At 62.6% G+C, this 19,938-nt stretch carries 17 protein-coding genes, 2 pseudogenes and 1 riboswitch; of the genes and pseudogenes, 12 read left to right on the top strand and 7 right to left on the bottom strand.

The window, feature by feature from the left end; all coding sequences use genetic code 11:
- Positions 1 to 39: 39 nt before the first annotated feature.
- From ACT6VE_RS27555 to ACT6VE_RS27565, 3 genes are all read left to right on the top strand, one after another.
- Complete coding sequence (locus ACT6VE_RS27555) at positions 40 to 1,641, top strand: ABC transporter substrate-binding protein (protein WP_444801499.1); 1,602 nt, start codon at positions 40 to 42, stop codon at positions 1,639 to 1,641.
- Between the two features lie 53 nt (positions 1,642 to 1,694).
- Positions 1,695 to 2,939, top strand: coding sequence for an aminotransferase class III-fold pyridoxal phosphate-dependent enzyme (locus ACT6VE_RS27560; RefSeq protein ID WP_444801500.1), 1,245 nt, complete (start codon positions 1,695 to 1,697; stop codon positions 2,937 to 2,939).
- Between the two features lie 86 nt (positions 2,940 to 3,025).
- Positions 3,026 to 3,985, top strand: coding sequence for an aminotransferase class IV (locus tag ACT6VE_RS27565; protein ID WP_444801501.1), 960 nt, complete (start codon positions 3,026 to 3,028; stop codon positions 3,983 to 3,985).
- Between the two features lie 80 nt (positions 3,986 to 4,065).
- Here the strand turns inward: ACT6VE_RS27565 and ACT6VE_RS27570 are convergent, their stop codons facing one another.
- The 5 genes and pseudogenes from ACT6VE_RS27570 to ACT6VE_RS27590 all read right to left on the bottom strand — a co-directional run bounded on the left by ACT6VE_RS27570 (position 4,066) and on the right by ACT6VE_RS27590 (position 8,356).
- Positions 4,066 to 4,437 (bottom strand): TSUP family transporter, encoded by a 372-nt coding sequence (locus ACT6VE_RS27570; RefSeq protein WP_444801502.1) that lies wholly within the window; start codon positions 4,435 to 4,437, stop codon positions 4,066 to 4,068.
- Positions 4,438 to 4,549: 112 nt separating this feature from the next.
- Positions 4,550 to 4,804, bottom strand: a pseudogene (locus ACT6VE_RS27575) (DDE-type integrase/transposase/recombinase); the annotation flags it as partial.
- 2 nt (positions 4,805 to 4,806) lie between these two features.
- Positions 4,807 to 5,334: pseudogene (locus tag ACT6VE_RS27580) on the bottom strand (5-methyltetrahydropteroyltriglutamate--homocysteine S-methyltransferase); the annotation flags it as partial.
- Positions 5,335 to 5,435: 101 nt separating this feature from the next.
- Positions 5,436 to 5,639: riboswitch (cobalamin riboswitch) on the bottom strand.
- Positions 5,640 to 5,690: 51 nt separating this feature from the next.
- Positions 5,691 to 6,935 (bottom strand): aromatic ring-hydroxylating oxygenase subunit alpha, encoded by a 1,245-nt coding sequence (locus ACT6VE_RS27585; protein WP_444801503.1) that lies wholly within the window; start codon positions 6,933 to 6,935, stop codon positions 5,691 to 5,693.
- A gap of 137 nt (positions 6,936 to 7,072) precedes the next feature.
- The gene (locus ACT6VE_RS27590) at positions 7,073 to 8,356 is read right to left on the bottom strand and encodes a cystathionine gamma-synthase family protein (RefSeq protein ID WP_444801504.1); all 1,284 of its coding nucleotides are present in this window, start codon (positions 8,354 to 8,356) and stop codon (positions 7,073 to 7,075) included.
- 121 nt (positions 8,357 to 8,477) lie between these two features.
- On the opposite strand from ACT6VE_RS27590, the gene ACT6VE_RS27595 reads away from it, so the two are divergent.
- The 4 genes from ACT6VE_RS27595 to ACT6VE_RS27610 all read left to right on the top strand — a co-directional run bounded on the left by ACT6VE_RS27595 (position 8,478) and on the right by ACT6VE_RS27610 (position 11,645).
- Positions 8,478 to 8,948 carry an Lrp/AsnC family transcriptional regulator gene (locus ACT6VE_RS27595; RefSeq protein ID WP_069062111.1) on the top strand — a complete coding sequence of 157 codons (471 nt, stop codon included), beginning with the start codon at positions 8,478 to 8,480 and terminating at the stop codon, positions 8,946 to 8,948.
- 125 nt (positions 8,949 to 9,073) lie between these two features.
- Entirely contained in the window at positions 9,074 to 10,168 is a 1,095-nt protein-coding gene (locus tag ACT6VE_RS27600) for a methionine ABC transporter ATP-binding protein (RefSeq protein ID WP_444801505.1), read from the top strand.
- Positions 10,158 to 10,826: a methionine ABC transporter permease gene (locus ACT6VE_RS27605; RefSeq protein ID WP_444801506.1), complete on the top strand. Its 669-nt coding sequence runs from the start codon at positions 10,158 to 10,160 to the stop codon at positions 10,824 to 10,826. Before ACT6VE_RS27600 ends, ACT6VE_RS27605 begins: the two co-directional genes overlap by 11 nt.
- A 42-nt stretch (positions 10,827 to 10,868) precedes the next feature.
- Positions 10,869 to 11,645, top strand: coding sequence for a MetQ/NlpA family ABC transporter substrate-binding protein (locus tag ACT6VE_RS27610; RefSeq protein ID WP_444801507.1), 777 nt, complete (start codon positions 10,869 to 10,871; stop codon positions 11,643 to 11,645).
- Between the two features lie 88 nt (positions 11,646 to 11,733).
- On the opposite strand, the gene ACT6VE_RS27615 is transcribed toward ACT6VE_RS27610, so the two are convergent.
- Together ACT6VE_RS27615 and ACT6VE_RS27620 are read right to left on the bottom strand one after the other, a co-directional pair.
- On the bottom strand, positions 11,734 to 12,630 hold the full coding sequence (locus ACT6VE_RS27615; protein WP_444801508.1) for a fructose bisphosphate aldolase: 897 nt from the start codon (positions 12,628 to 12,630) through the stop codon (positions 11,734 to 11,736).
- A gap of 116 nt (positions 12,631 to 12,746) precedes the next feature.
- A complete protein-coding gene (locus ACT6VE_RS27620; protein WP_444801509.1) occupies positions 12,747 to 13,559 on the bottom strand; it encodes a helix-turn-helix transcriptional regulator in 813 nt (270 codons plus the stop codon).
- 145 nt (positions 13,560 to 13,704) lie between these two features.
- On the opposite strand from ACT6VE_RS27620, the gene ACT6VE_RS27625 reads away from it, so the two are divergent.
- Genes ACT6VE_RS27625 through lhgO form a run of 5 tightly spaced genes read left to right on the top strand, consistent with a single transcriptional unit; the run spans position 13,705 to position 19,648 of the window.
- Entirely contained in the window at positions 13,705 to 15,237 is a 1,533-nt protein-coding gene (locus ACT6VE_RS27625; RefSeq protein WP_444801510.1) for a sugar ABC transporter ATP-binding protein, read from the top strand.
- On the top strand, positions 15,237 to 16,283 hold the full coding sequence (locus ACT6VE_RS27630; protein ID WP_444801511.1) for an ABC transporter permease: 1,047 nt from the start codon (positions 15,237 to 15,239) through the stop codon (positions 16,281 to 16,283). Before ACT6VE_RS27625 ends, ACT6VE_RS27630 begins: the two co-directional genes overlap by 1 nt.
- A 26-nt stretch (positions 16,284 to 16,309) precedes the next feature.
- Positions 16,310 to 17,410, top strand: coding sequence for a substrate-binding domain-containing protein (locus ACT6VE_RS27635; protein ID WP_444801512.1), 1,101 nt, complete (start codon positions 16,310 to 16,312; stop codon positions 17,408 to 17,410).
- Positions 17,411 to 17,469: 59 nt separating this feature from the next.
- Positions 17,470 to 18,387: a polysaccharide deacetylase family protein gene (locus ACT6VE_RS27640; protein ID WP_444801513.1), complete on the top strand. Its 918-nt coding sequence runs from the start codon at positions 17,470 to 17,472 to the stop codon at positions 18,385 to 18,387.
- Between the two features lie 49 nt (positions 18,388 to 18,436).
- Entirely contained in the window at positions 18,437 to 19,648 is a 1,212-nt protein-coding gene (gene lhgO, locus ACT6VE_RS27645) for an L-2-hydroxyglutarate oxidase (RefSeq protein ID WP_444801514.1), read from the top strand.
- The last annotated feature ends 290 nt before the right edge of the window (positions 19,649 to 19,938 follow it).

Raw genomic sequence — 19,938 nt, forward strand, 5'->3', positions numbered from 1 at the left:
ACGGGCATCCGCGGCCCATCAAACTGGAGGTATAAACCGATGAAACGACTTCTTCTGCCGAAATCCAGACTGGCCTTTCTCGCCCTCGCCCTCTCGGCCACCGCGCTCGGCGGGCTCATGCAGCCCGCAGCCGCCGAGGAGCGTGCGCTCGTCATCGCCCGCGATATGGACGTCAACTCGCTCGACCCGGCGCGCGCCTGGTGCGACACCTGCCAGATCTACAACACATCCGTCTACGAGCAGCTTGTCACGCTCGACAAGGACAACAAGGTGCAGCCGTTGATCGCCTCGAGCTGGGAGGTCAACAAGGAACAGACCCAACTGACCTTCAAGCTCGACCCGGCGGCGAAATTCTCCGACGGTTCGCCCGTCGAGGCGAAGGATGTGAAATGGTCGTTCGAGCGATTGAAGAACATCAAGGGCAACGGCGCCTTCATTGCCGACCCGATCAGCTCCATCGACATTCCCGATGCACAGACGGTCATCGTCAAGCTCGCCGCGCCGAACTCTGAATTCCTCAACCAGGCGGCCGCGGGCTTCCTTGGCATCATCAACAGTGACGTCGCTGGTGCCAATGGTGCGCTCGCCGACGCGACGGCCGTCGATAAGGACACCTCGGAAAACTGGTTCCTCGCCAACTCCGCCGGCAGCGGGCCGTTCGTTCTCGAATCCTACGAACCGAACGCGGAACTGCGCCTGAAGCGCAACGAAAACTACTGGCGCAAGGCGCCGACGATCCCGCAGGTCGTCTTCCGCCAGGTCAAGGACGCCGTGGCGCAGGCGCAGATGCTGCAGTCGGGTTCGGCCGACATCGCCATGCAGATCGATCCGGAAACCGCCAAGACGCTCGAAGGCAGCGATATCGTGGTGGAGAAGGTTCCCTCCTACAACTTCGTCTACATCTCCCTTTCGCCGGGCGCGAAGGCCAACACCGTCAAGCTGACGCCTGAGGTGCGTGAAGCCATCTCGATCGCCATCGACCGGACATCGCTGATCGACTTCACCGTCGGCGGCGCCGGCCGTGCGATCGCCACGCCCATTCCGCTCGGCTTCCCGGGTGGTGATGGTCACGAGATCCCCGCCTATAACCCGGATCGCGCCAAGGAACTGCTTGCCGCGGCAGGTGCCGGCGACGGCTTCACGCTGAAGTCGATCTACCCGGACATGAACGTCTACGGCGTCGACTTCTCGCTGATGATGCAGAAGATCCAGCAGGATCTGGCAAAGGTCGGCATCACGGTAGAACTGTCGCCAGTTCCCTTCGCCAACTGGCGTGAAGCGGCCAATGGCGACCACATTCCGCTGACCGCCGTCTTCTTCGCACCCGACTTCTTCGGCACCTCGCAATATGTCGACGTCTTCGGCCTGTCGGAGGGTTCCGTCTGGGCGAAACGCGCCGGCGGCGCGACCGATCCGTCGATCATCAACCCGCAAACCGGCAAGCTGCGCGAACAGGCGCTTGCCGCCGCCACGCCGGAAGAGGCGGAAAAGCTGTGGTTCGAGGCCGGCGAGCAGATGGCAAAGGCCCGGATCATCATTCCGATGGTCAGCCCGGACCTCATCCTGGCGCATAGCCCGAGCGTCAAGGGCGTTCGCTACAGCGCCTGCTGCAACCTGCCACTCGCCGAAATCTCGAACTGATCGCCCTATCGGGAGAGGCGCAAATGCCTCTCCCGCCAAGAAAGGAACGCAAGATGACAGCGAGACTGCTCAACAGCCGCGACGCGGAACTTCTGGAACGCGCCCAGCGCGTCGTTCCGAACGGCGTCTGGGGACATATGGCGACCCGGGCGATCGCGCCGGGCTATCCCCAATTCTTCTCGCGCTCGCAAGGGTGCCGGGTCTGGGATGCCGACGGCAACGAATATATCGACTTCATGTGCGCCTGGGGGCCGAACGTGCTCGGCTATCGCCATCCCGAAGTGGAGGCCGCAGCCCTTGCCCGCATTGACCAGGGCGATATCGGCAACGGCCCGACGGACACGATGGTCGAGCTCGCCGAACTGCTCGTCGATACGCTTGACCACGCCGACTGGACACTCTTCCAGAAGAACGGCACGGATGCGACGACGGTCTGCGTCACCGTCGCGCGTGCCTCCACCGGCCGCCGCAAGATCCTCGTCGCCCGTGGCGCCTATCATGGGGCCGTTCCATGGTGTTCACCGTCGCTCATCGGTGTGACGACGGAGGATCGCGCCCATCTCATCCTCTTCGACTACAACAATATTGAAAGCCTCGACGCCGCCGTCGATGCGGCCGGCGATGATCTCGCAGGCATTCTGCTCACCGCCTTCCAGCACGATGTCGGCAAGGACCAGCATCTGCCGGAGGCCGACTTTCTCGCCCATGCCCGCGCTGTCTGCGACCGCACGGGTGCAGCCCTCATTCTCGACGACGTGCGCGCAGGCTTCCGCCTCGACGTCAGGGGAAGCTGGGCACGCTACGGCGTGAAGCCGGACCTCGCGGCCTATTCGAAGTCGATTGCCAACGGCTGGCCGCTTGCCGCCGTCGCGGGTGCGGACCGGTTCCGGGAGGGTGCCGGCAAGATCTTCACCACGGGTTCCTTCTGGTATGGCTCCGCCGCCATGGCAGCGGCCGTCGCCACGATCCGGATCCTGCGTGACAGCGACGCGCTCGCCCACACCGAAGCGATGGGCAACCGGTTCCGCGACGGTCTTGCGACGATCTCCGCCCGCCATGGCTTCACGCTTCGCCAGACAGGTCCGGTGCAGATGCCCATGGTCCTCTTCGACGGCGACCAGGATCTCAGGATCGGCAACGCCTTCTGCGTGGCGGGCCTGCGTCGTGGCATCTACCTTCACCCCAAGCACAACATGTTTCTGTGCGCCGCGCATACGGCCGAGGACATCGACCAGGCGCTGGACGCCGCCGACGGCGCCTTCGCCGACATCGTTTCCGCCGGCATCCTGGCGGCCTGAACGACGCTGCCTTTCAAAGCCTGCACGCCGCCCCATGGACGGCGTGCAAGGGCGCTTGATCATATGCTTTTCAGGGAGGACAGATCATGTCCTACACGGACCACATCTTCACTGACTATCGCCGGCGCGTGAAAGAACTCGAGGCCAGCGACAACCCGTTCGCCAAGGGCATCGCCTATATCGCGGGCGAGTACGTCCCGCTCAACGAGGCGCGCATTCCGATCCTCGACCAGGGTTTTCTCCATTCCGACCTGACCTATGATGTGCCCGCCGTCTGGAACGGCCGGTTCTTCCGCCTCGACGATCACCTCGACCGGTTCGAGAAGAGCTGTGCGCAGCTGCGGCTGAAAAGCCCGCTGCCGCGACAGGAAATTCGTGACCGGCTCGTCGAAATGGTGGCCAAGAGCGGCATCCGCGATGCCTATGTCATGTTGATCGTGACGCGCGGCCTGCGGTTCGTGCGCCAGTATGCGCCGGAGGAGTGCGACAATTTCTGCTACCTCATGGTCATGCCCTATCTCTGGGTGATGGACGAGGCAACGCAGAAGACCGGCGGCACCGCCGTCATCACCCGCACGGTGCGCCGCGTGCCGCCAGGCGCAATCGACCCCACCGTCAAGAACCTGCAATGGGGCGATTTCACCCGCGGCCTGCTGGAAGCGCGCGATCGCGGCGCCATGTACCCGATCCTGACGGACGGCGACGCGAACCTCACCGAAGGCTCCGGCTTCAACGTCATCCTCATCAAGGACGGCAAGCTCTACACGCCGAAGAAGGGGGTTCTCGAGGGGGTCACACGCAAGTCGGTGCTCGCCGTCGCCGAAACGCTCGGCTACCCATACACGATCGACGACGTGCCCGTGGAACTCGCCTACCAGTGCGACGAGATCCTGTTTGTCACGACCGCCGGCGGCGTCATGCCGATCACGACGCTCGACGGACAACCGGTGGGTGACGGCAATGTCGGGCCGATCAGCAAGGCCCTATGGAGGGGGTACTGGGATGCGCATTCTGATCCCTCGGTAAGTTTTGCAGCCCACTACTGACCGGGCTGTTTGCAGGATCACGATGCGTTGCGCGCAAGAGGCTTCGATACACGCCGGCTGGCGACGCCGTGGAGTGCGCTTCACTTCACTCCAACTGGTACGAACTCCAGGGCCACGGGCGCGACCAGCGAAGCGCCGGACAGTACCAGCAGGACGAACGCCGCGAGGCGCGGGGTACGCGCCGAGAATGCCGGGGGCCAGCGACGGGCCAGATAGATCGAGGCCAGGACAGCCGGCAACCCGGCGGCCGCCCACAGAAGCGTATGAGGCTGCCAATCACCGTGCGCCGCCACGAGGCCGAGCCGGAACAGGGAATTGAGCGAGAAGATCGCCACGAGCGTCTCGCGGACGACCCGGTGCGGCAGGGGCTGACGGTAGAACTGGAAGACCAGCGGCGGTCCCGCCGTGGAGAAAAGGCCACCCATCAAACCGCCGAGTGCGCCGAAGAACACGAATTCAGGCCCGCCCGACGATTGCGCCAGCGGTGACGGTCGCCGGATCAACTGGTACAGCCGTCGGCACAGATGGCCACGATAGGCCTGGGTTATGCTGCGGACGACAGGTGATTTCCCGCCACGTGTTCATGGCGGCGTTTTGCAGTTTTCGATATTCGGCAGTGGTCGTCTTCTTGCGTTGAAGATGGAAGAGGTTTGCGATCGGGCCATGGATGGAGATGAAGCGCTGGCATTGCCCTGCCGACTTGAGCCGGATCATGCCTCGTTCTCGTCGTCGAACAGCCAGATGCGAATTCTCCGCCCGGTTATTCAGGCCCTTATGCGAGTGATGCTCGACACTGGGCATGATTTCTCTCCTGGCTGCAAAGTGACCGGGCCGAGGAGGACGGGACGGGTGTGGATACCGAGCGCCTTCGCCTCCAGGAAGCTTTGCAGCGGCCGGTTCTGCGTCAGCGTGAAGGCCAGATCGGCGGAAAATTCCGGCACCATGTAGTGGTAGTTCGTGTCGAACCATTTCGTCATTTCGAGCGCCGGCACGCCCTGCCCGTGATGGATGTGGCTGCAGGCGGCATGCTCGCCGCCGGCCGCACCGCGTGCCATGGCGAAAGAGATGTCGAGGTCCACAGGCCCGCCGGTCCAGCCGTAGGCCGGCGGAATGGCACCCACCATGACGGCGGTATCGAGAACGTGGTCATAGAAGGAGAAATCGTTGGACGGGATCGCGTCGATCCCCTTCTCCTGCTGGAGCTTTCAGTTTTCCGCCCTCAGCGTCTTTCCGACGTCGAGCAGCGATGCACGGTCCGTCTTGCCGGACCAGTAGGCTTCGAGCGCGAATTTCAGCTCGCGATGTCTTCCAATCCTGGGAAAACCGAGATTTGCAGTTCTGATGGTCATTTTCCTACCCCGTAGGTTATGGTCAGGGAGGAATGACGCATCGACGACGACGACGCACAGGTGGCCGGTCGCAAAAGCGGCACACCGGGACACCCCGCCCGTGGACGTTATCTATCGGGGCAGGTCTCCTGGCTTGCGGGTCAGCGCTTGCGTCCGTCTTCCCGAGGCGTCTTCCTCAGTGACATGGTGGACGAAACTCGCCGCTTACAGTTGCGGGGGCAGCCCCGGCATGGACCCGAAGGTCGCACCGGATTCCCTCTTAGCTTCGGATCGGAACCCGAAGAACCTCGATGGCGGGATCATCGTCTGTCCGGAGACATTCGTCAATGATATAAAGATATCTTTATGTCTTTTTCTTATGCGCTCACGCCGTCCAGGCGGCTGATCTCGTCGAGATACCAGTCGATATAACGAAGTTCGTTCTGTTCCATCGGCGCGATCGGGCCAGGCACAAAATAGTGCGACTGTACACCGCGCGCGGTGTGCTCGATGATCGTCTTGTCTTCCGCCGTCGTGACCTTCCAAAGCCAGGTGAGCTTTTCGAGATCGTAGTCCCTGCCCGCCTCCGCCTTGCCGTCGACGAGCCAGATCAGTTCCATCTCGCACGTCTCCGCCGTCTTCGGGATGAAGCGGTAGATCATGCCGTGGTCGGGATAACAGACGAGAAAAGTCGTGCCGCCGAGGTGGATGGAGGTGACGCCGCCATCGAAATCGGAAAAGCGGCCCATCAGTGGCGCGACAGCCTTGCCGTCCTCGCTACCGCTCTGCACCCCATCATACAGCGCATAGCGGAAGGCATGGATTGCCTCGCGGCCTTCGCGTGACGTCTGCCAGTGGTTGCCCGAGCCGACCTCGATGCCAAGTGCGCAGGTGCGCGCCTCCATCGCTTCGTTCAACGCCTCGATCATGTGCAGCGGCTGTTCAAGCGCATGGGTCTGCGAATATTCCGGATGCGCCGGGCCGCAATGGTAGCACTCGACATAGTTTTCGACGGCGAGCTTCCAGTTGGCATCAACCGGATAGGTTTCGCGATAGGCGACCTTCGCGCTCGCCCAGCCATATTGCCCGCAGGTGGCGCGCAGCAGGTTTTCCACCTCGGAGAAATCGAGCGGTTCATCGGCAAAGCAGATGAAGATCAGGCCTTCGACGACGCGGACATGGAGTTTTTTCAGTCCATGGTCCTCGCGCTTGAAATCCTTCGGCATCAGGCGCGCCGCGCGCAGGCTTCCGTCATTGCCATAGGTCCAGGCATGATAGGGACAGACGAAAACGCGCGCATTGCCCTTCTGCTTGGTGCAGACTTCCGCCCCGCGATGGCGACAGACATTGAGAATGGCGTTGACCGAGCCATCCGCCGCCCGGGTGACGATCACCTGTTCGGTGTCGATGCGGAAAACCTCGAAGTCGTTAGCGTTCGGGATCACACTTTCATGGGCGATGCAGTGCCAGTGGCGCCGGAAGACCCGCTCCATGTCGCGCCGGTAGATTTCCGGGTCGTAGTAGAACGCACGGGCAAGGCCATGGCCGGGCCGATGTGCGGCGACGAGACAGTCGATACGGTCGGCAATCCTGTCGATTACGGCTTCGGCGGTATTGGCCATGCTGGGCGCCCCTAAATATCAGTGGCCAACAGAGTATTTAGGGGCGATGCCTTTCCGCAAGGTCACGAAAGGCGCACGATTAATCGATAGTGTCGATTACGATGTCCTGCGCCTTCCGAACTGAAAGGATGGCGCGCCTAAGCGCCGTCGAGCGCCAGGGCCAAATCGGCAACCAGATCATCGGGATGCTCGATGCCGATCGACAGGCGGACCGTCGATTCCAGCACGCCAATGCGCTGGCGAACTTCAAAGGGGATTCCCGAATGCGTCATCGTGGCGGGGTGGGACGCGAGCGATTCCGTTCCGCCGAGGCTGACGGCGAGCTTGAAGATCTTCAGAGCGTTCAGGAACCTGAACGAGGCTGGCTGCCCCCCTTTGATGTCGAAGGAGAAGGTGGAGCCCGCACCACTGCACTGGGCGGTAAAGGTGCGGCCGACCGCCGAAGCCGGATCGTTGAAGGGCAGATAGTGGATCTGCTCGACCTTGGGATGGTCCCGCAGGAATTCCGCGACCGTCTTGGCATTGCTGTTTGCGCGTTCCATGCGCAGTTGTAGCGTCTCCAGCGAACGCCCGAGCATCCAGCAGGAGTGGGGATCGAGCTGCGTGCCGATCGCGCCGCGCAGCGCCTTCACCTGCTTCATGACCGACTTGGGGCCAAGGGCCGCCCCGGCAATGAGATCGGAATGCCCGCCCACATATTTCGTCAGCGAGTAGAGCGAGATGTCCGCTCCGAATTCGATCGGTCGTTGAAAAACCGGCCCGAGCAGCGTGTTGTCGCAGGCGACGATCGGCACATGGCCCTGCTTTTCACCAATCCTGTCGGCGACGCGGCGGACCATTGCAACATCGACGAGGCTGTTGGTGGGGTTTGCCGGCGTTTCGATCAGAATGACCGAAACACGGCCCTTCTGCATGGCCGCTTCGGCCGCAGCCGTCACCGACGCCTCGTTGACACCATCGGCAAAACCCACGGCGGAAACGCCGAGATTGAGGAAGGTCTTCGCCAGCAGCGTTTCGCTGCCGCCGTAAAGCGGCTGCGAATGCAGCACGGCATCGCCCGGCCGCACGAAAGCCAGCAGCGTCGTGGCGATCGCCGACATGCCTGACGAAAACAGCGCGCAGCTTTCCGTCCGTTCGTAGACGGCCAGGCGGTCCTCGACGATCTCGCTGTTGGGATGGTTGAAGCGCGAATAGACGAGGCCGGCGCCCCTGCCCTCCGGCGGCTCCTTGCGGCCCGACACATAGTCGAAGAAGTCGCGGCCATCCTCGGCCGACTTGAAGACGAAGGTCGACGTCAAAAACACCGGCGGCTTGACAGCGCCCTCGGAGAGTTCCGGGTCATAACCATAATTCAGCATCTGCGTTTCGGGATGCAGGGCATGGTTGCCGATATGGGTTCTCGACGGATGCGGCGCGGTCATGGAACGTCTCCTGGAGTGTTAGAGGCTCAACCGCAAATTATACCAGATTCAGTGGTGCGTTCTTGCTATTTGGCGCGATCTCATGATGCTGGGCGCAAGTTCTTGCGGAGTTTTCTCAAAAGTGGCGCAAAAAATTGCGGATGGCGTTGACCGAAGGATTTTGAAAGAACTTTCCGCCAATGCACGCCTCACCAATAACGAACTGGCGGAGCGCGTCGGCCTTTCCGCATCGGCGTGCCTGCGCCGGTTGCGACGACTAGAGGAAACCGGCATCATCCGGGGCTATTCCGTCCTTGTCGATCCGGCTCTCGAAGGCTGGACGATGACAGCCATCGCCTCTATCCGCCTCAGCCGCCAGCACGATGACGAAATCCGCATGTTCGAGGATGCGGTCCGCAGTTGGGACGAAGTGATCGAATGCCAGCTGGTGACCGGCTCGCGCGACTATGTGCTCACCGTCATGAGCGCGGGGCTCGAATCCTACGAGCGTTTCATAAAAGACAAGATTGCCAAGCTGAATTGCGTCGATACGATCGAAACAAGTTTTGTGATGAACACGATCAAATCCCGCAAACACGGTATCGGACTATGATATGTCCGGGCGCAGGCCGATAGGCTGTGACAGTGGGTCGCTTTAAAATCGCGTACTGCATCTTCGCAGAGCCTCGCCGCAGTGCTATCTCGCCGCCATGACCGGACGTAGAGTGTGAGTAGACAATGACACTTCCAACCGCCGTGGACGACGCTGCCCTGCGGGAGCAGGCGCAGTCCACGCCCATGGTCACGTTCGAGGGCGTGACCAAACGCTACGGCGACGACGCCAATGCCTTCGTTGCGCTTGACGGCGTCGACATGACGGTTGGCCGCGGGGCGATCACCGGCATTATCGGCCGGTCCGGTGCCGGAAAGTCCACGCTCATCCGGCTTGTCAACGGCCTTGAAAAGGCAAGCGGCGGGCGGGTGGTGGTCGATGGTACGGAAGTCGGCCAGCTCAGCGAGACGGGCTTGCGCGGCCTGCGCCGCGAAGTGGGCATGATCTTCCAGCACTTCAATCTCTTGTCCTCGCGCACCGCCTTCGACAATATCGCGCTACCGCTCGAGATCGCCGGGTTCGATGCCGCTACGATCAAGGCGAAAGTCGCCCCGCTTCTCGATCTCGTCGGCCTTGGCGACAAGGCGGCGAGTTATCCGTCCGAACTTTCCGGCGGGCAGAAACAGCGTGTCGGCATCGCGCGGGCGCTCGCCACATCGCCAAAGCTGCTGTTGTCCGACGAGGCGACGTCCGCGCTCGACCCGGAAACCACACAGTCGATCCTGGCGCTTCTGAAGCAGATCAACGCCGAGCTCGGCCTGACGGTGCTGCTCATCACGCACGAGATGGAGGTGGTCAAGACGATCGCCTCGCATGTCGCGGTTATCGACAAGGGCCGCATCGTCGAACAGGGACCGACATTCGATATCTTCACGGCGCCCAAACACGAAACGACGCGGATCCTGCTGTCGTCCACGGTGGGCACCAATCTTCCGGAATGGCTGCGCACCGGCCTGAAGGCCGCGCCCGCACCGGGCGACCGCATTCTCGTTCGGCTCACCTTCTTCGGCGCGACGGCCTTCCAGCCGCTGACGGCGCAGCTCGTCACCGAAATCGGCGGCAACGTCAACATTCTCGCCGGGGCGATCGAGGAGATCGCCGGCGAGCCCTTCGGCACATTGGTCGTTGCCTATCCGGCGACCCCCGAGGTGCTTACGCGCGCCGATCGCTTCTATGCCGCAACCGGCCTTTCCACGGAGGTGCTCGGCTATGTCGCCTGAGATGCTGTTCGACCTTCTCTGGAAATCCCTGCTGCAGACGCTGCACATGGTGGCCGTGTCCGGCTTTGTTGGTTCCTTGATTGGCCTGCCGATCGGCATCTTCCTTGCCACCAGCGGCAAGAACGAACTCTTTCCGGCACCAGCGCTCAACCAGGCGATCGGGCTCATTGTCAACGCGGCCCGTTCCACGCCCTTCATCATCCTGGTCGTGGCGATCATCCCGTTCACGCGCCTGCTGACGGGCACCTCGATCGGCACCACAGCGGCCATCGTGCCCTTGACGATCGCCACGGTCCCGTTCTTCGCGCGCCTTGTCGAGGCCGCCATTCGCGAGGTCGACAAGGGGCTGATCGAGGCGGCGCGCGCCATGGGCGCAACGCCAATGCAGATCGTCTTCAAGGTGCTGCTGGCCGAAGCCCGGCCGTCGATTCTGCTTGCCTTCACCATGACCATCGTCAGCCTCATCGGCTATTCGGCAATGGTCGGTGCGGTCGGCGGCGGCGGTCTCGGCGATCTCGGCATCCGCTACGGCTACCAGCGCTTCATGCCGGAAGTGATGCTGGCCGTGGTGATCGTGCTGATCGTCCTGGTTCAGCTCGTCCAGAGCGCGGGCGACGCGCTAGCCCGGCGCTTCGACAAGCGCAACCGCAAGACCTGACTTTCCATCCTCCCAAGCCGTGTCATCATCAAGGAGATACACATGTTGAAGTTCCTCGCCACCGTGGCCGTTGCGGCCCTCATCAGCATCCCGGCGCTCGCCGAAGACATCAAGGTCGGCGTGACGCCCGGCGAGCACGCGCAGATCATGGAAAAGGTCAAGGAAGTCGCGGCCAAGAAGGGCCTCAACATCGAAATCCTGGAATTCTCCGACTACGTCGTGCCGAACCAGGCGCTCGCCGATGGCGACCTCAACGCCAACTCCTTCCAGCACCAGCCCTATCTCGACAACCAGATCGCCGATCGCGGCTTTGATCTCGTCAGCGTCGGCAAGACCATCACCACGCCGATGGGCGTCTACTCCAAGAAGGTGAAGAGCCTCGGCGAGCTGGCCGACGGCGCGACCGTCGCCATTCCGAACGACCCGACCAATGGCGGCCGCGCGCTTCTCGTCCTCGTCAAGGAAGGTCTCATCAAGGTCAATCCGGATGCCGGCCTGAAGGTTGGCCCGGCCGACATCACCGAGAACCCGAAGAACATCCAGTTCGCCGAACTGGATGCAGCACAGCTTCCCCGCTCGCTCGAAGACGTCGATGCGGCCGTCATCAACACAAACTACGCGCTGGAAGCCGGCCTGCATCCGAAGACCGACGCCATCGCCATCGAAGGTCAGGAATCGCCCTATGCCAACCTGATCGTCGTGCGCACCGCCGACAAGGACGCGCCGTGGGCCAAGACGCTTGTCGAAGCCTACCATGACGACAGCATCAAGGCTTTCATCAACGACGAGTTCAAGGGCGCCCTGATCCCGTCCTGGTAATCGGTCCTTTAACGCCGATTCAGGCGTTCGAAATGATATATGCCCGACGCTTTTCCAAAGAACAGCGTCGGGCTTCAAATCGAAGCCATCAGGCCTTCACAACGCTCGCCGTGTAGATCTGGTCGATCGTATTGGCGAGGCTGGCGTCGAAATCCTCGTCATTCATCGTCACACGCAAGTCCTCGGTCAGGGCACGCGAGAAGCTGGCGATCATGCCGTGGTTGTGGCTGAGTTTTTCGCAGGCGTCAGCGCGGCTGTAACCGCCCGACAGGGCCACGACGCGGATGACCGCCTTGTGGGCGATGAGCGGTTTGTAGAAATCCGCGACCGTCGGGATGGTGAGCTTTAGCATCACCTTCTGGCCCGCCGGAAGGGCGTCGAGTTCGCGTGCAATCTCGTCGCGCAGAATGGCTTCCGCTTCCGCCTTGGTCGGGCTCTTGATCGAGACTTCCGGCTCGATGATCGGGATGAGACCGTGGCCGAGGATCTGCCGGCCAACCTCGAACTGCTGCTTCACCACAGCGGCGATGCCGGTCTTGTCGGCATGACCGATCACCGAACGCATCTTGGTGCCGAAAATGCCCTTTTTCGCCGCGCGCGCCAGCAGGACGTCGAGATCGGGCATCGGCTTCATCACCTGTACGCCATTCTCCTCGGCGGCCAGGCCCTTGTCGATCTTGAGGAAGGGCACGACGCCTCGGTCTTCCCATAGATAATTGGGAACCGGCTTGCCCTTCGCCTCACCGTCCATGGTTTTCTCGAACAGGATGGCGCCGATCACCTTGTCGCCGGTAAAAGCGGATGCCGTCATGATGCGCACGCGCATCTCATGCATTAAACGAAACATTTCTTCGTCGCCGCTATAATCGGAATCGACGATGCCGTAGAGCCGCAGGGCTCCCGGGGTGGAGCCTCCGCTCTGATCGAGGGCGGCGATGAAGCCCTCCCCGCCGGTCATCTGCGACATCATCTTTGCGTCGGTCATTCTTCCCTCCCGTTGCGGGCCGGCGGCAATGCACACGGCCTCGCTTGTTCCACGCAAATGTTCTGCCACCGATCACGCCGGTCGGCAACGGGCGGCTTTAGGCCCTTGCCCTGCCGTCAGGCAGGCCTGGTGCGCTGGTGGCGGCCATAGGCCTTCGCATAGACGGATGGTGTCTTGCCGACATAGCCGAAAAAGGCGCTTGAAAAGGCAGAGCTGGAGGAAAAACCGACCTCGAAGGCGGTCTCGGTGATCGACCGTCCCTCCTTGCGCAGGAGTTCCATTGCGCGGTTCATGCGCATCTCGCGGATGAACTCCCGCCAGCTCTGGCCAAGCTCTGCCTGAAGGTGGCGCCTCAGGGTGCGTTCCGACATGCCGGCATGTCCGGCGACCTCCGGCAGGGTGACCCCCGGCCCGCGCCGGCTGGCGAAGTCGATCACCTTCTGCATCGAGGAGTTTTCGGCATAGGGCGTCCACAGGATGCGGTCGTGCTGGAACCAATCCGGCAGCATCTCGCCGAGCGTCACGAAAAAGCAGCGCGCCTTCCTGTCCCGCTCCGCCGCCTCGGCACTCCAACGCGAGGCATAGTCGATCATGCTTCCGGCAAAATCGCTCACCGCGCCGACCCAGCAACCATTGTGTTGCCAGGCCACTTCTCCTCCGCAGAATTTCGCGACAATACCCGCCGAAGGGATTCGCGCCCGCAGGCGGAACGGACGGGCGGGCGGAATATAGACCATGTGATCGGCCGGAATGACCCATTCGCCGGCATGGCCGAACAGCTCCAGCTCGCCGGCCGTGCAGCGCACGAGCTGGCCGCCGCCCTCGCCTTCGCTGGCAAAATCGAAGCGACCAGTGCCGAAGAGGCGCGCATGGCTGACCATCTCGGCGGTCACGTCGAAATACCGTTCTGCACTGGTCTTGTCCGCCATCCTGCGCCTCCACATTCGATTGGCCGATTTCAGGAGAAAAATGGCCGATTATCGAATGCAGGACAAGTCCGATTTTGGCACTTTATCATCACAACGTCGAAAAGCGGACAAACGCCGCAGCGATGTCCTGGGGAGGATCACCACGATGACACTGATCGACGCATGGGCGGCGGAGGATGCCGTGTTGTCGCTTGAAGGGCTGAGCAAGCGCTTTGGCGGCACGCAGGCGGTCAGCAATGTCGGGTTTGCCGTGCGAACCGGCGAGATCCTGGCATTGCTCGGCGAGAACGGCGCAGGCAAGTCGACGCTGATCAAGATGCTTGCCGGCGTCTACGGTGCCGATGCGGGCGAATTCCGCTTCCGCGGCACGCGCTTCGACCCGCGCGACGGCCATCCCGGCATCGCCTTCATCCATCAGGATCTCGGTCTCATCGAATGGATGACCGTTGCGGAGAACATGTGCCTGATGCACGGTCGCTACCCGCGTCGGCTGGGCTTCATCGACTGGCGCGCTGCCCGGAGCCGCGCCGCCGACGCCTTGGCACTTGTATCCGACGCGATCGATCCCGACGCCCGCGTGCAGGATCTCACACGCACGGAAAAATCCCTTGTTGCTATCGCCCGGGCGTTGGCACGGGACGCGCAATTGCTGGTGCTCGACGAGCCGACGGCGAGCCTTCCCCAGTCAGATGTGGAGATGCTGCACGCGGTGCTGATGCGGCTGCGTGGCCGCGGCGTGGCTATCATTTATGTCTCGCACCGGCTGGACGAAGTGTTTGCCATCGCCGACCGCGTCGTCGTGCTGCGTGACGGCTTCCGCGTTGCCGTCGAACCGATCGGCCGGCTCGACGGCACCCGCCTGATCGAATTGATCATCGGCGGCAGGATGAAGGATGTTTTCGTCCGCCCGCCAGTGCCGGCCGATACGCCGGTGGCCCTGACGCTGGAAAACCTCGTCGCCGCCGATGTCGGCCCCGTATCCCTCACGCTCAGACGCGGCGAAGTGCTGGGCCTTGTCGGCCTGCGCGGTGCCGGCCAGGATGCCGTCGGCCAGGCGCTATTCGGTCGTTGTCCTATCTATTCGGGCCGCGCCGTCCTTGGCGACGGCCGTGTGCTCACAAGCCGGCACCCGCAGGATGCCATCCGTGCCGGTATCGCCATGGTGGCGGGTGACCGCAATGCGGAATCGGTTGCCCGCGGTCTTTCGGTGCAGGAAAACCTCTTTCTCAATCCGGCACTCACCGGGCGGCGGCTCTCTGATTTCGCCCATCCGGACACGGAGGCGAAGGCGACCGCCGCGATCGGCCAGACCTTCGACATCCGGCCCAACGATCCCACGGCGGCAATCGAGACGCTGTCGGGCGGCAACCAGCAGAAGGTCGTCATGGCGCGCTGGATGCAAATCGGCGCAGACGTGCTGATCCTCGAAGACCCGACCGCCGGCGTCGATGTCGGTTCAAAGGCCGATATCTATGCGCTGCTCGCCGAGGCGCTCGCCAAAGGCCTCGCCGTGCTGCTGATCTCAACGGATTTCGAGGAAGTCGCCGGCATCAGCCACCGCGCACTGGTCTTCCGCAACGGGCGGGTCACCGCCGAACTTTCGGGCAGCGACCTCTCGGTCGAGAGCCTGCTCAACACCGCATCCCTGGAACCGCTGTCAAGGCAGGAGGAGGCCTAATGGAATCCCTACGTTCAAACGCGCTCGAACCGACACGCTCGGAGCTTGCCGGCCTTGCCGGCACCGCCCGTCTCCTGCGGCTCTTGCCGGTCTACGGACTGCCGCTCTTGACGCTCGCCCTCATCCTGTTTTTTTCGCTGATCCTGCCGGATACCTTTCCGACCCTGCTGAACTTGCGGGCCGTGCTCGGCGAAAAGGCGGTGATCGCCCTGCTCTCGCTCGCCGCGATGATCCCCATGATGACCGGCCGCATCGATCTTACCGTCGGCTACGGCATCGTCATCTGGCATGTGCTCGCCATCAGCCTGCAGACGGTCTATGGCCTGCACTGGTCGGTCGCCGTGTTGATCGTGCTTGCCGGCGGCTGCCTGCTCGGCCTCATCAACGGGCTGCTCGTCGAAGTGGCACAGATCGACAGCTTCATCGCCACACTCGGCACCGGCACGCTCATCTATGCCGCAGCCCTTTGGCATACCGAAGGGCGCCAGGTCATCGGCCTGCTGCCGCCTGCCTTCACCGCGCTCTACACGACCCAGCTTTTCGGCCTGCCGATCGCCGCCTTCTATGTACTCGCCATCGCGATGGCACTGTGGCTCGTTTCCGACTACCTGCCGATCGGTCGCTATCTCTATGCCATCGGCGCCAATTCCCGCGCGGCGGAGCTGAACGGCATTCGCACCCGCCGTTTCGTTATCGGCGCTTTCGTTGCTTCCGGCCTCATCGGTGCCTTCGCCGGCGTCGTGCTTGCCGCAAAGCTGCGCATCGGCCAGGCGAGCGTCGGCCTCGAATTCCTGCTGCCGGCCCTTGTCGGCGCATTTTTGGGCTCGACCACCATCAAGCCGGGCCGCGTCAATGTCTGGGGCACGATCATCGGCGTCATCATTCTCGCCGTCGGCATATCGGGCATCCAGCAGATGGGCGGCGCTTTCTATGTCGAGCCGCTGTTCAACGGCGCGACCCTGCTCGTGGCGATCGGCATCGCCGGCTACGCCCAGCGCCGGCGCGGTTCCGTGCGCCACGCCCGCCGCCCCACCGCAAAATCCTGAAACCGTCTTCAAGGAGGAGAGAAGACATGAAGAGACTGCTTCAAACGACAGCACTGACGCTGCTGGTGGCCCTTAGCGCCACGACAGCCCGCGCCGATGCCGTGGCCGACGCCAAGGCCTATATCGCCGAAATTACCAAGCCCAACCCCGCCTGGACGGGTCCGACGACGGGACCGGTCGCGCAGAAGGGCAAGTCGATCGTCTATGTGGCGGCCGATATGCGCAACGGTGGCGTGCTCGGCGTCTCCAAGGGCATCGAGGAAGCCGCGGCCGCCATCGGCTGGACCGTTCGGGTGATCGACGGACAGGGTACGGTTTCCGGCCGCTCCGCCGCCCTGCAACAGGCGATCGCGCTATCGCCTGACGGTATCGTGCTCGGCTCCGTCGATGCCAACGAGCAGGCGGAGGCGATCAAACAGGCGGCCGGTGCCGGTATCAAGCTCGTTGGCTGGCACGCCACGGCAACCACCGGCCCCTCCGACAAACATGCGATCGTCACCAATATCACCACCGACCCGCTGGAGGTTTCCAAGGCGGCGGCCTCCTTCGTCGTCGCCGACAGCGACGGCAAGGCCAATGTCGTGATCTTCACCGACAGCGTCTACGACATCGCCATCGCCAAGTCCGACGCCATGGCCGCGGTGATCCGCGCCTGCACGACCTGCAAGCTGTTGACGATCGAGGACACGCCGCTCGCCGAGGCCTCGACGCGCATGCCGCCGCTCACCAATGCCCTGTTGCAGCGTTTTGGCGACGAATGGACCTATTCGCTGACGATCAACGACCTGCCGATCGACTTCATGGCCTCGGCGCTCCAATCCGCCGGCAAGGCGGCGGATGGTTTTCCACGCAATGTCTCGGCCGGCGACGGCTCGGAAGCCGCTTTCCAGCGCATCCAGCAGAACTACTACCAGACCGGCACCGTGGCCGAACCGCTGTCGCTGCACGGCTGGCAGGCCGTCGATGAGTTGAACCGCGCCTTCGCCGGCGAAAAGGATTCCGGCTACGTCGTGCCGGTGCATCTCTTCCTGCCGCAAAACGTCAAGGAAGACGGCGGCGAGCGCTTCACCTTCGACCCGAACAACGGCTACCGCGACGCCTACAAGAAGATCTGGGGCGTCAACTGAAGCTTTCCGGCGGGCGTTTCGGCTAGTCGCGCCCGCCTCCTTCCCCAATGGAGACCAAGATGAGCAAACCTTTTTGGCCGGACGACATCCGGCTGGTGATTTCCATTTCCATGCAGTTCGAGGCCGGCGGCGAGGCGCCCTATGGGCCAGGCGGCCCGTTCTCGGGTTTCATCGACATGGACCCCTCCTATCCCGACTTTCCGACGAAGAGCTGGTATCGCTACGGTTATGTCGAGGGCATCCAGCGCATGCTCGACCTCTGGGACAAACACGGCATCAAGGTAACGTCCCATATGGTCGGTTCCGCCGTGGACCGCAGTCCGGCCGTCGCCCGCGAGATCGTCGAACGCGGGCATGAAGCAGCCGCGCACGGGCGCGACTGGATTCTTCAGGTCGATTTGCAGGAACCGGAAGAGCGAAAATTCATCAGCGACAATGTGGTTTCGATCAAGCGTGCCACCGGCGTCGCTCCCGTCGGCTACAATGGCGCGGCGATGCGCGGCACCGTTAACACGCTGAAAATCCTGCAGGATGAGGGTTTCCGCTACCACATCGACGATGTCAGCCGCGATGAACCTTTCCTCATCCCGGTGCGTGGCAAGGATTTTGCCGTCGTGCCCTACTCCCTCACCCTCAACGACATCGTGCAGTTCGAGGGCTACAAATTCACCAATACGGAATATGAGCGTCAGCTAAAAGATGAATTCGACGTGCTCTACGAGGAGGCCGCGACCCGCCGGCGCATGATGTCGATCTCCACCCATGACCGGGTGCAGGGCCGGCCCTTCCGCGTCCGCTCGCTCGACCGTTTCCTCGACTATGCCCTGAAACACAAGGGCGTCGTGTGCCTGCGCAAGGACGCCATTGCCGACTTCACCTTGACCGAACCCTCGATTCTGCGCGATTCCAATCCGCACGATGAATGGGCAGAATGGGAGCGCCGTCACGGCGAGCAGAAAATCCGGCCGATCGCCTGAAAGATGGACATCCGGGCGGCGGCACCGCCGCCCGACACAGGAGGCATATGTGACCGACATCACCATCATCGGCGGCGGCATCGTTGGCATTGCGACAGCCTATGAACTGCTGCGCCACTTTCCCGGACTTTCGTTGGAAGTGCTCGAGAAGGAAGCAGACCTGGCGTTGCACCAGACAGGGCGCAACAGCGGCGTCATCCATGCCGGCATCTATTACGCGCCGGGCAGCCTGAAGGCGGAATTCTGCCGGCGTGGGCTTGCCGCCACGTTGCGTTTTTCCGCCGAGCACGGCATCGCGCACGAGCAACCGGGAAAATTGCTGGTCGCCACGTCCTCCGTCGAGATGGAGCGCCTTGCCGCGCTTGAAACGCGGGCGACTGCAAACGGCCTCGATGTCCGGCGCGTGAGTGCAGCGGAACTGCGGGAGATCGAGCCCAATATCGAGGGGCTTGGTGCGCTGCTCAGCCCTACGACGGGTATTGCGGATTATGGTGGCGTCGTGCGCCGCATGGCCGCGCTCGTTGGCGATCTCGGCGGCCAGGTGACCCGTGGCGCCGAGGTAAGACACATCGAGGAGCGGGCAAACGACGTTCGCCTCACTCTTGCCGATGGCAGCACCCGCATAACGCGCCACCTCGTCGTCTGCGCTGGCGTCATGGCGGACCGGCTCGCCGCCCTGTGCGGGCTTGGCGGCGACTTTGCCATCGTGCCCTTCAAGGGTGAATATTTCCGTCTTGCGCCACGCCATGACCAGGTCGTTCGCCATCTCATCTATCCGGTGCCGGACCCCGCCCTGCCCTTCCTCGGCATCCATCTCACGCGCATGATCGGCGGCTATATTACCGTCGGGCCGAACGCCGTGCTCTCGCTTTCGCGTGAAGGCTACGGCAAGCTTGCCCTCGACTTTGGCGATCTCGGCGACATGGTACGTTTTCCCGGCTTCTGGCGCACATTGCGAGCCAACCTCTCCTCTGGCCTCACGGAGGCCGCGAATTCAGCCTTCCGCCGCCGCTACCTGAAAGCCTGCCGCCGTTACTGCCCCTCGCTCGAAATCCAGGATCTCTTACCCCATCCACCAGGCATCCGAGCCCAGGCCGTGCTGCGCGACGGCACATTGGTGCATGATTTCCTAATCCGCAGCTCCGCCCGCACCATCCACATCTGCAACGCCCCCTCACCCGCGGCGACATCGGCAATCCCGATTGCCGAGCACATTCGTAGCCTTGCCACAGAAACCTTCGGGCTCGGAAAGGCAGGGTGAAGATTACGGGATCGGGATGATCTTCCCAAAGGGCTGCGCGTTTCGAGGCCGCGCCGGCCATCAACGCCCATGCACAAAGCGCTGACTGTCATAATGGTCTGAGGATGTTAAGGTCCTGGCAACCCTATTTCCCTTGCCAGAATCGGGGAATCGGGTAACTGTCACGATATTTCGTATGAAACCGCGATAATATCGTGATTAGAGGCAGATCCCTAAATGAACGTGAAAATGGCCACTTCGGAAAAAGTGACGAGTTTCGCGGATACGATTCTCGAGCAAGGCAACAACAT

It is taken from the genome of Shinella sp. (genome assembly GCF_052438155.1).
Taxonomy (GTDB): Bacteria; Pseudomonadota; Alphaproteobacteria; order Rhizobiales; family Rhizobiaceae; genus Shinella.

What these genes read in the sequence shown, in the direction of transcription:
- ACT6VE_RS27555 (WP_444801499.1), top strand. Translation starts at nt 40, where the DNA reads ATGAAACGACTTCTTCTGCCGAAATCCAGACTGGCCTTTCTCGCCCTC.
- ACT6VE_RS27560 (WP_444801500.1), top strand. Translation starts at nt 1,695, where the DNA reads ATGACAGCGAGACTGCTCAACAGCCGCGACGCGGAACTTCTGGAACGC.
- ACT6VE_RS27565 (WP_444801501.1), top strand. Translation starts at nt 3,026, where the DNA reads ATGTCCTACACGGACCACATCTTCACTGACTATCGCCGGCGCGTGAAA.
- ACT6VE_RS27585 (WP_444801503.1), bottom strand. Translation starts at nt 6,935, where the DNA reads ATGGCCAATACCGCCGAAGCCGTAATCGACAGGATTGCCGACCGTATC.
- ACT6VE_RS27590 (WP_444801504.1), bottom strand. Translation starts at nt 8,356, where the DNA reads ATGACCGCGCCGCATCCGTCGAGAACCCATATCGGCAACCATGCCCTG.
- ACT6VE_RS27600 (WP_444801505.1), top strand. Translation starts at nt 9,074, where the DNA reads ATGACACTTCCAACCGCCGTGGACGACGCTGCCCTGCGGGAGCAGGCG.
- ACT6VE_RS27605 (WP_444801506.1), top strand. Translation starts at nt 10,158, where the DNA reads ATGTCGCCTGAGATGCTGTTCGACCTTCTCTGGAAATCCCTGCTGCAG.
- ACT6VE_RS27610 (WP_444801507.1), top strand. Translation starts at nt 10,869, where the DNA reads ATGTTGAAGTTCCTCGCCACCGTGGCCGTTGCGGCCCTCATCAGCATC.
- ACT6VE_RS27615 (WP_444801508.1), bottom strand. Translation starts at nt 12,630, where the DNA reads ATGACCGACGCAAAGATGATGTCGCAGATGACCGGCGGGGAGGGCTTC.
- ACT6VE_RS27620 (WP_444801509.1), bottom strand. Translation starts at nt 13,559, where the DNA reads ATGGCGGACAAGACCAGTGCAGAACGGTATTTCGACGTGACCGCCGAG.
- ACT6VE_RS27625 (WP_444801510.1), top strand. Translation starts at nt 13,705, where the DNA reads ATGACACTGATCGACGCATGGGCGGCGGAGGATGCCGTGTTGTCGCTT.
- ACT6VE_RS27630 (WP_444801511.1), top strand. Translation starts at nt 15,237, where the DNA reads ATGGAATCCCTACGTTCAAACGCGCTCGAACCGACACGCTCGGAGCTT.
- ACT6VE_RS27635 (WP_444801512.1), top strand. Translation starts at nt 16,310, where the DNA reads ATGAAGAGACTGCTTCAAACGACAGCACTGACGCTGCTGGTGGCCCTT.
- ACT6VE_RS27640 (WP_444801513.1), top strand. Translation starts at nt 17,470, where the DNA reads ATGAGCAAACCTTTTTGGCCGGACGACATCCGGCTGGTGATTTCCATT.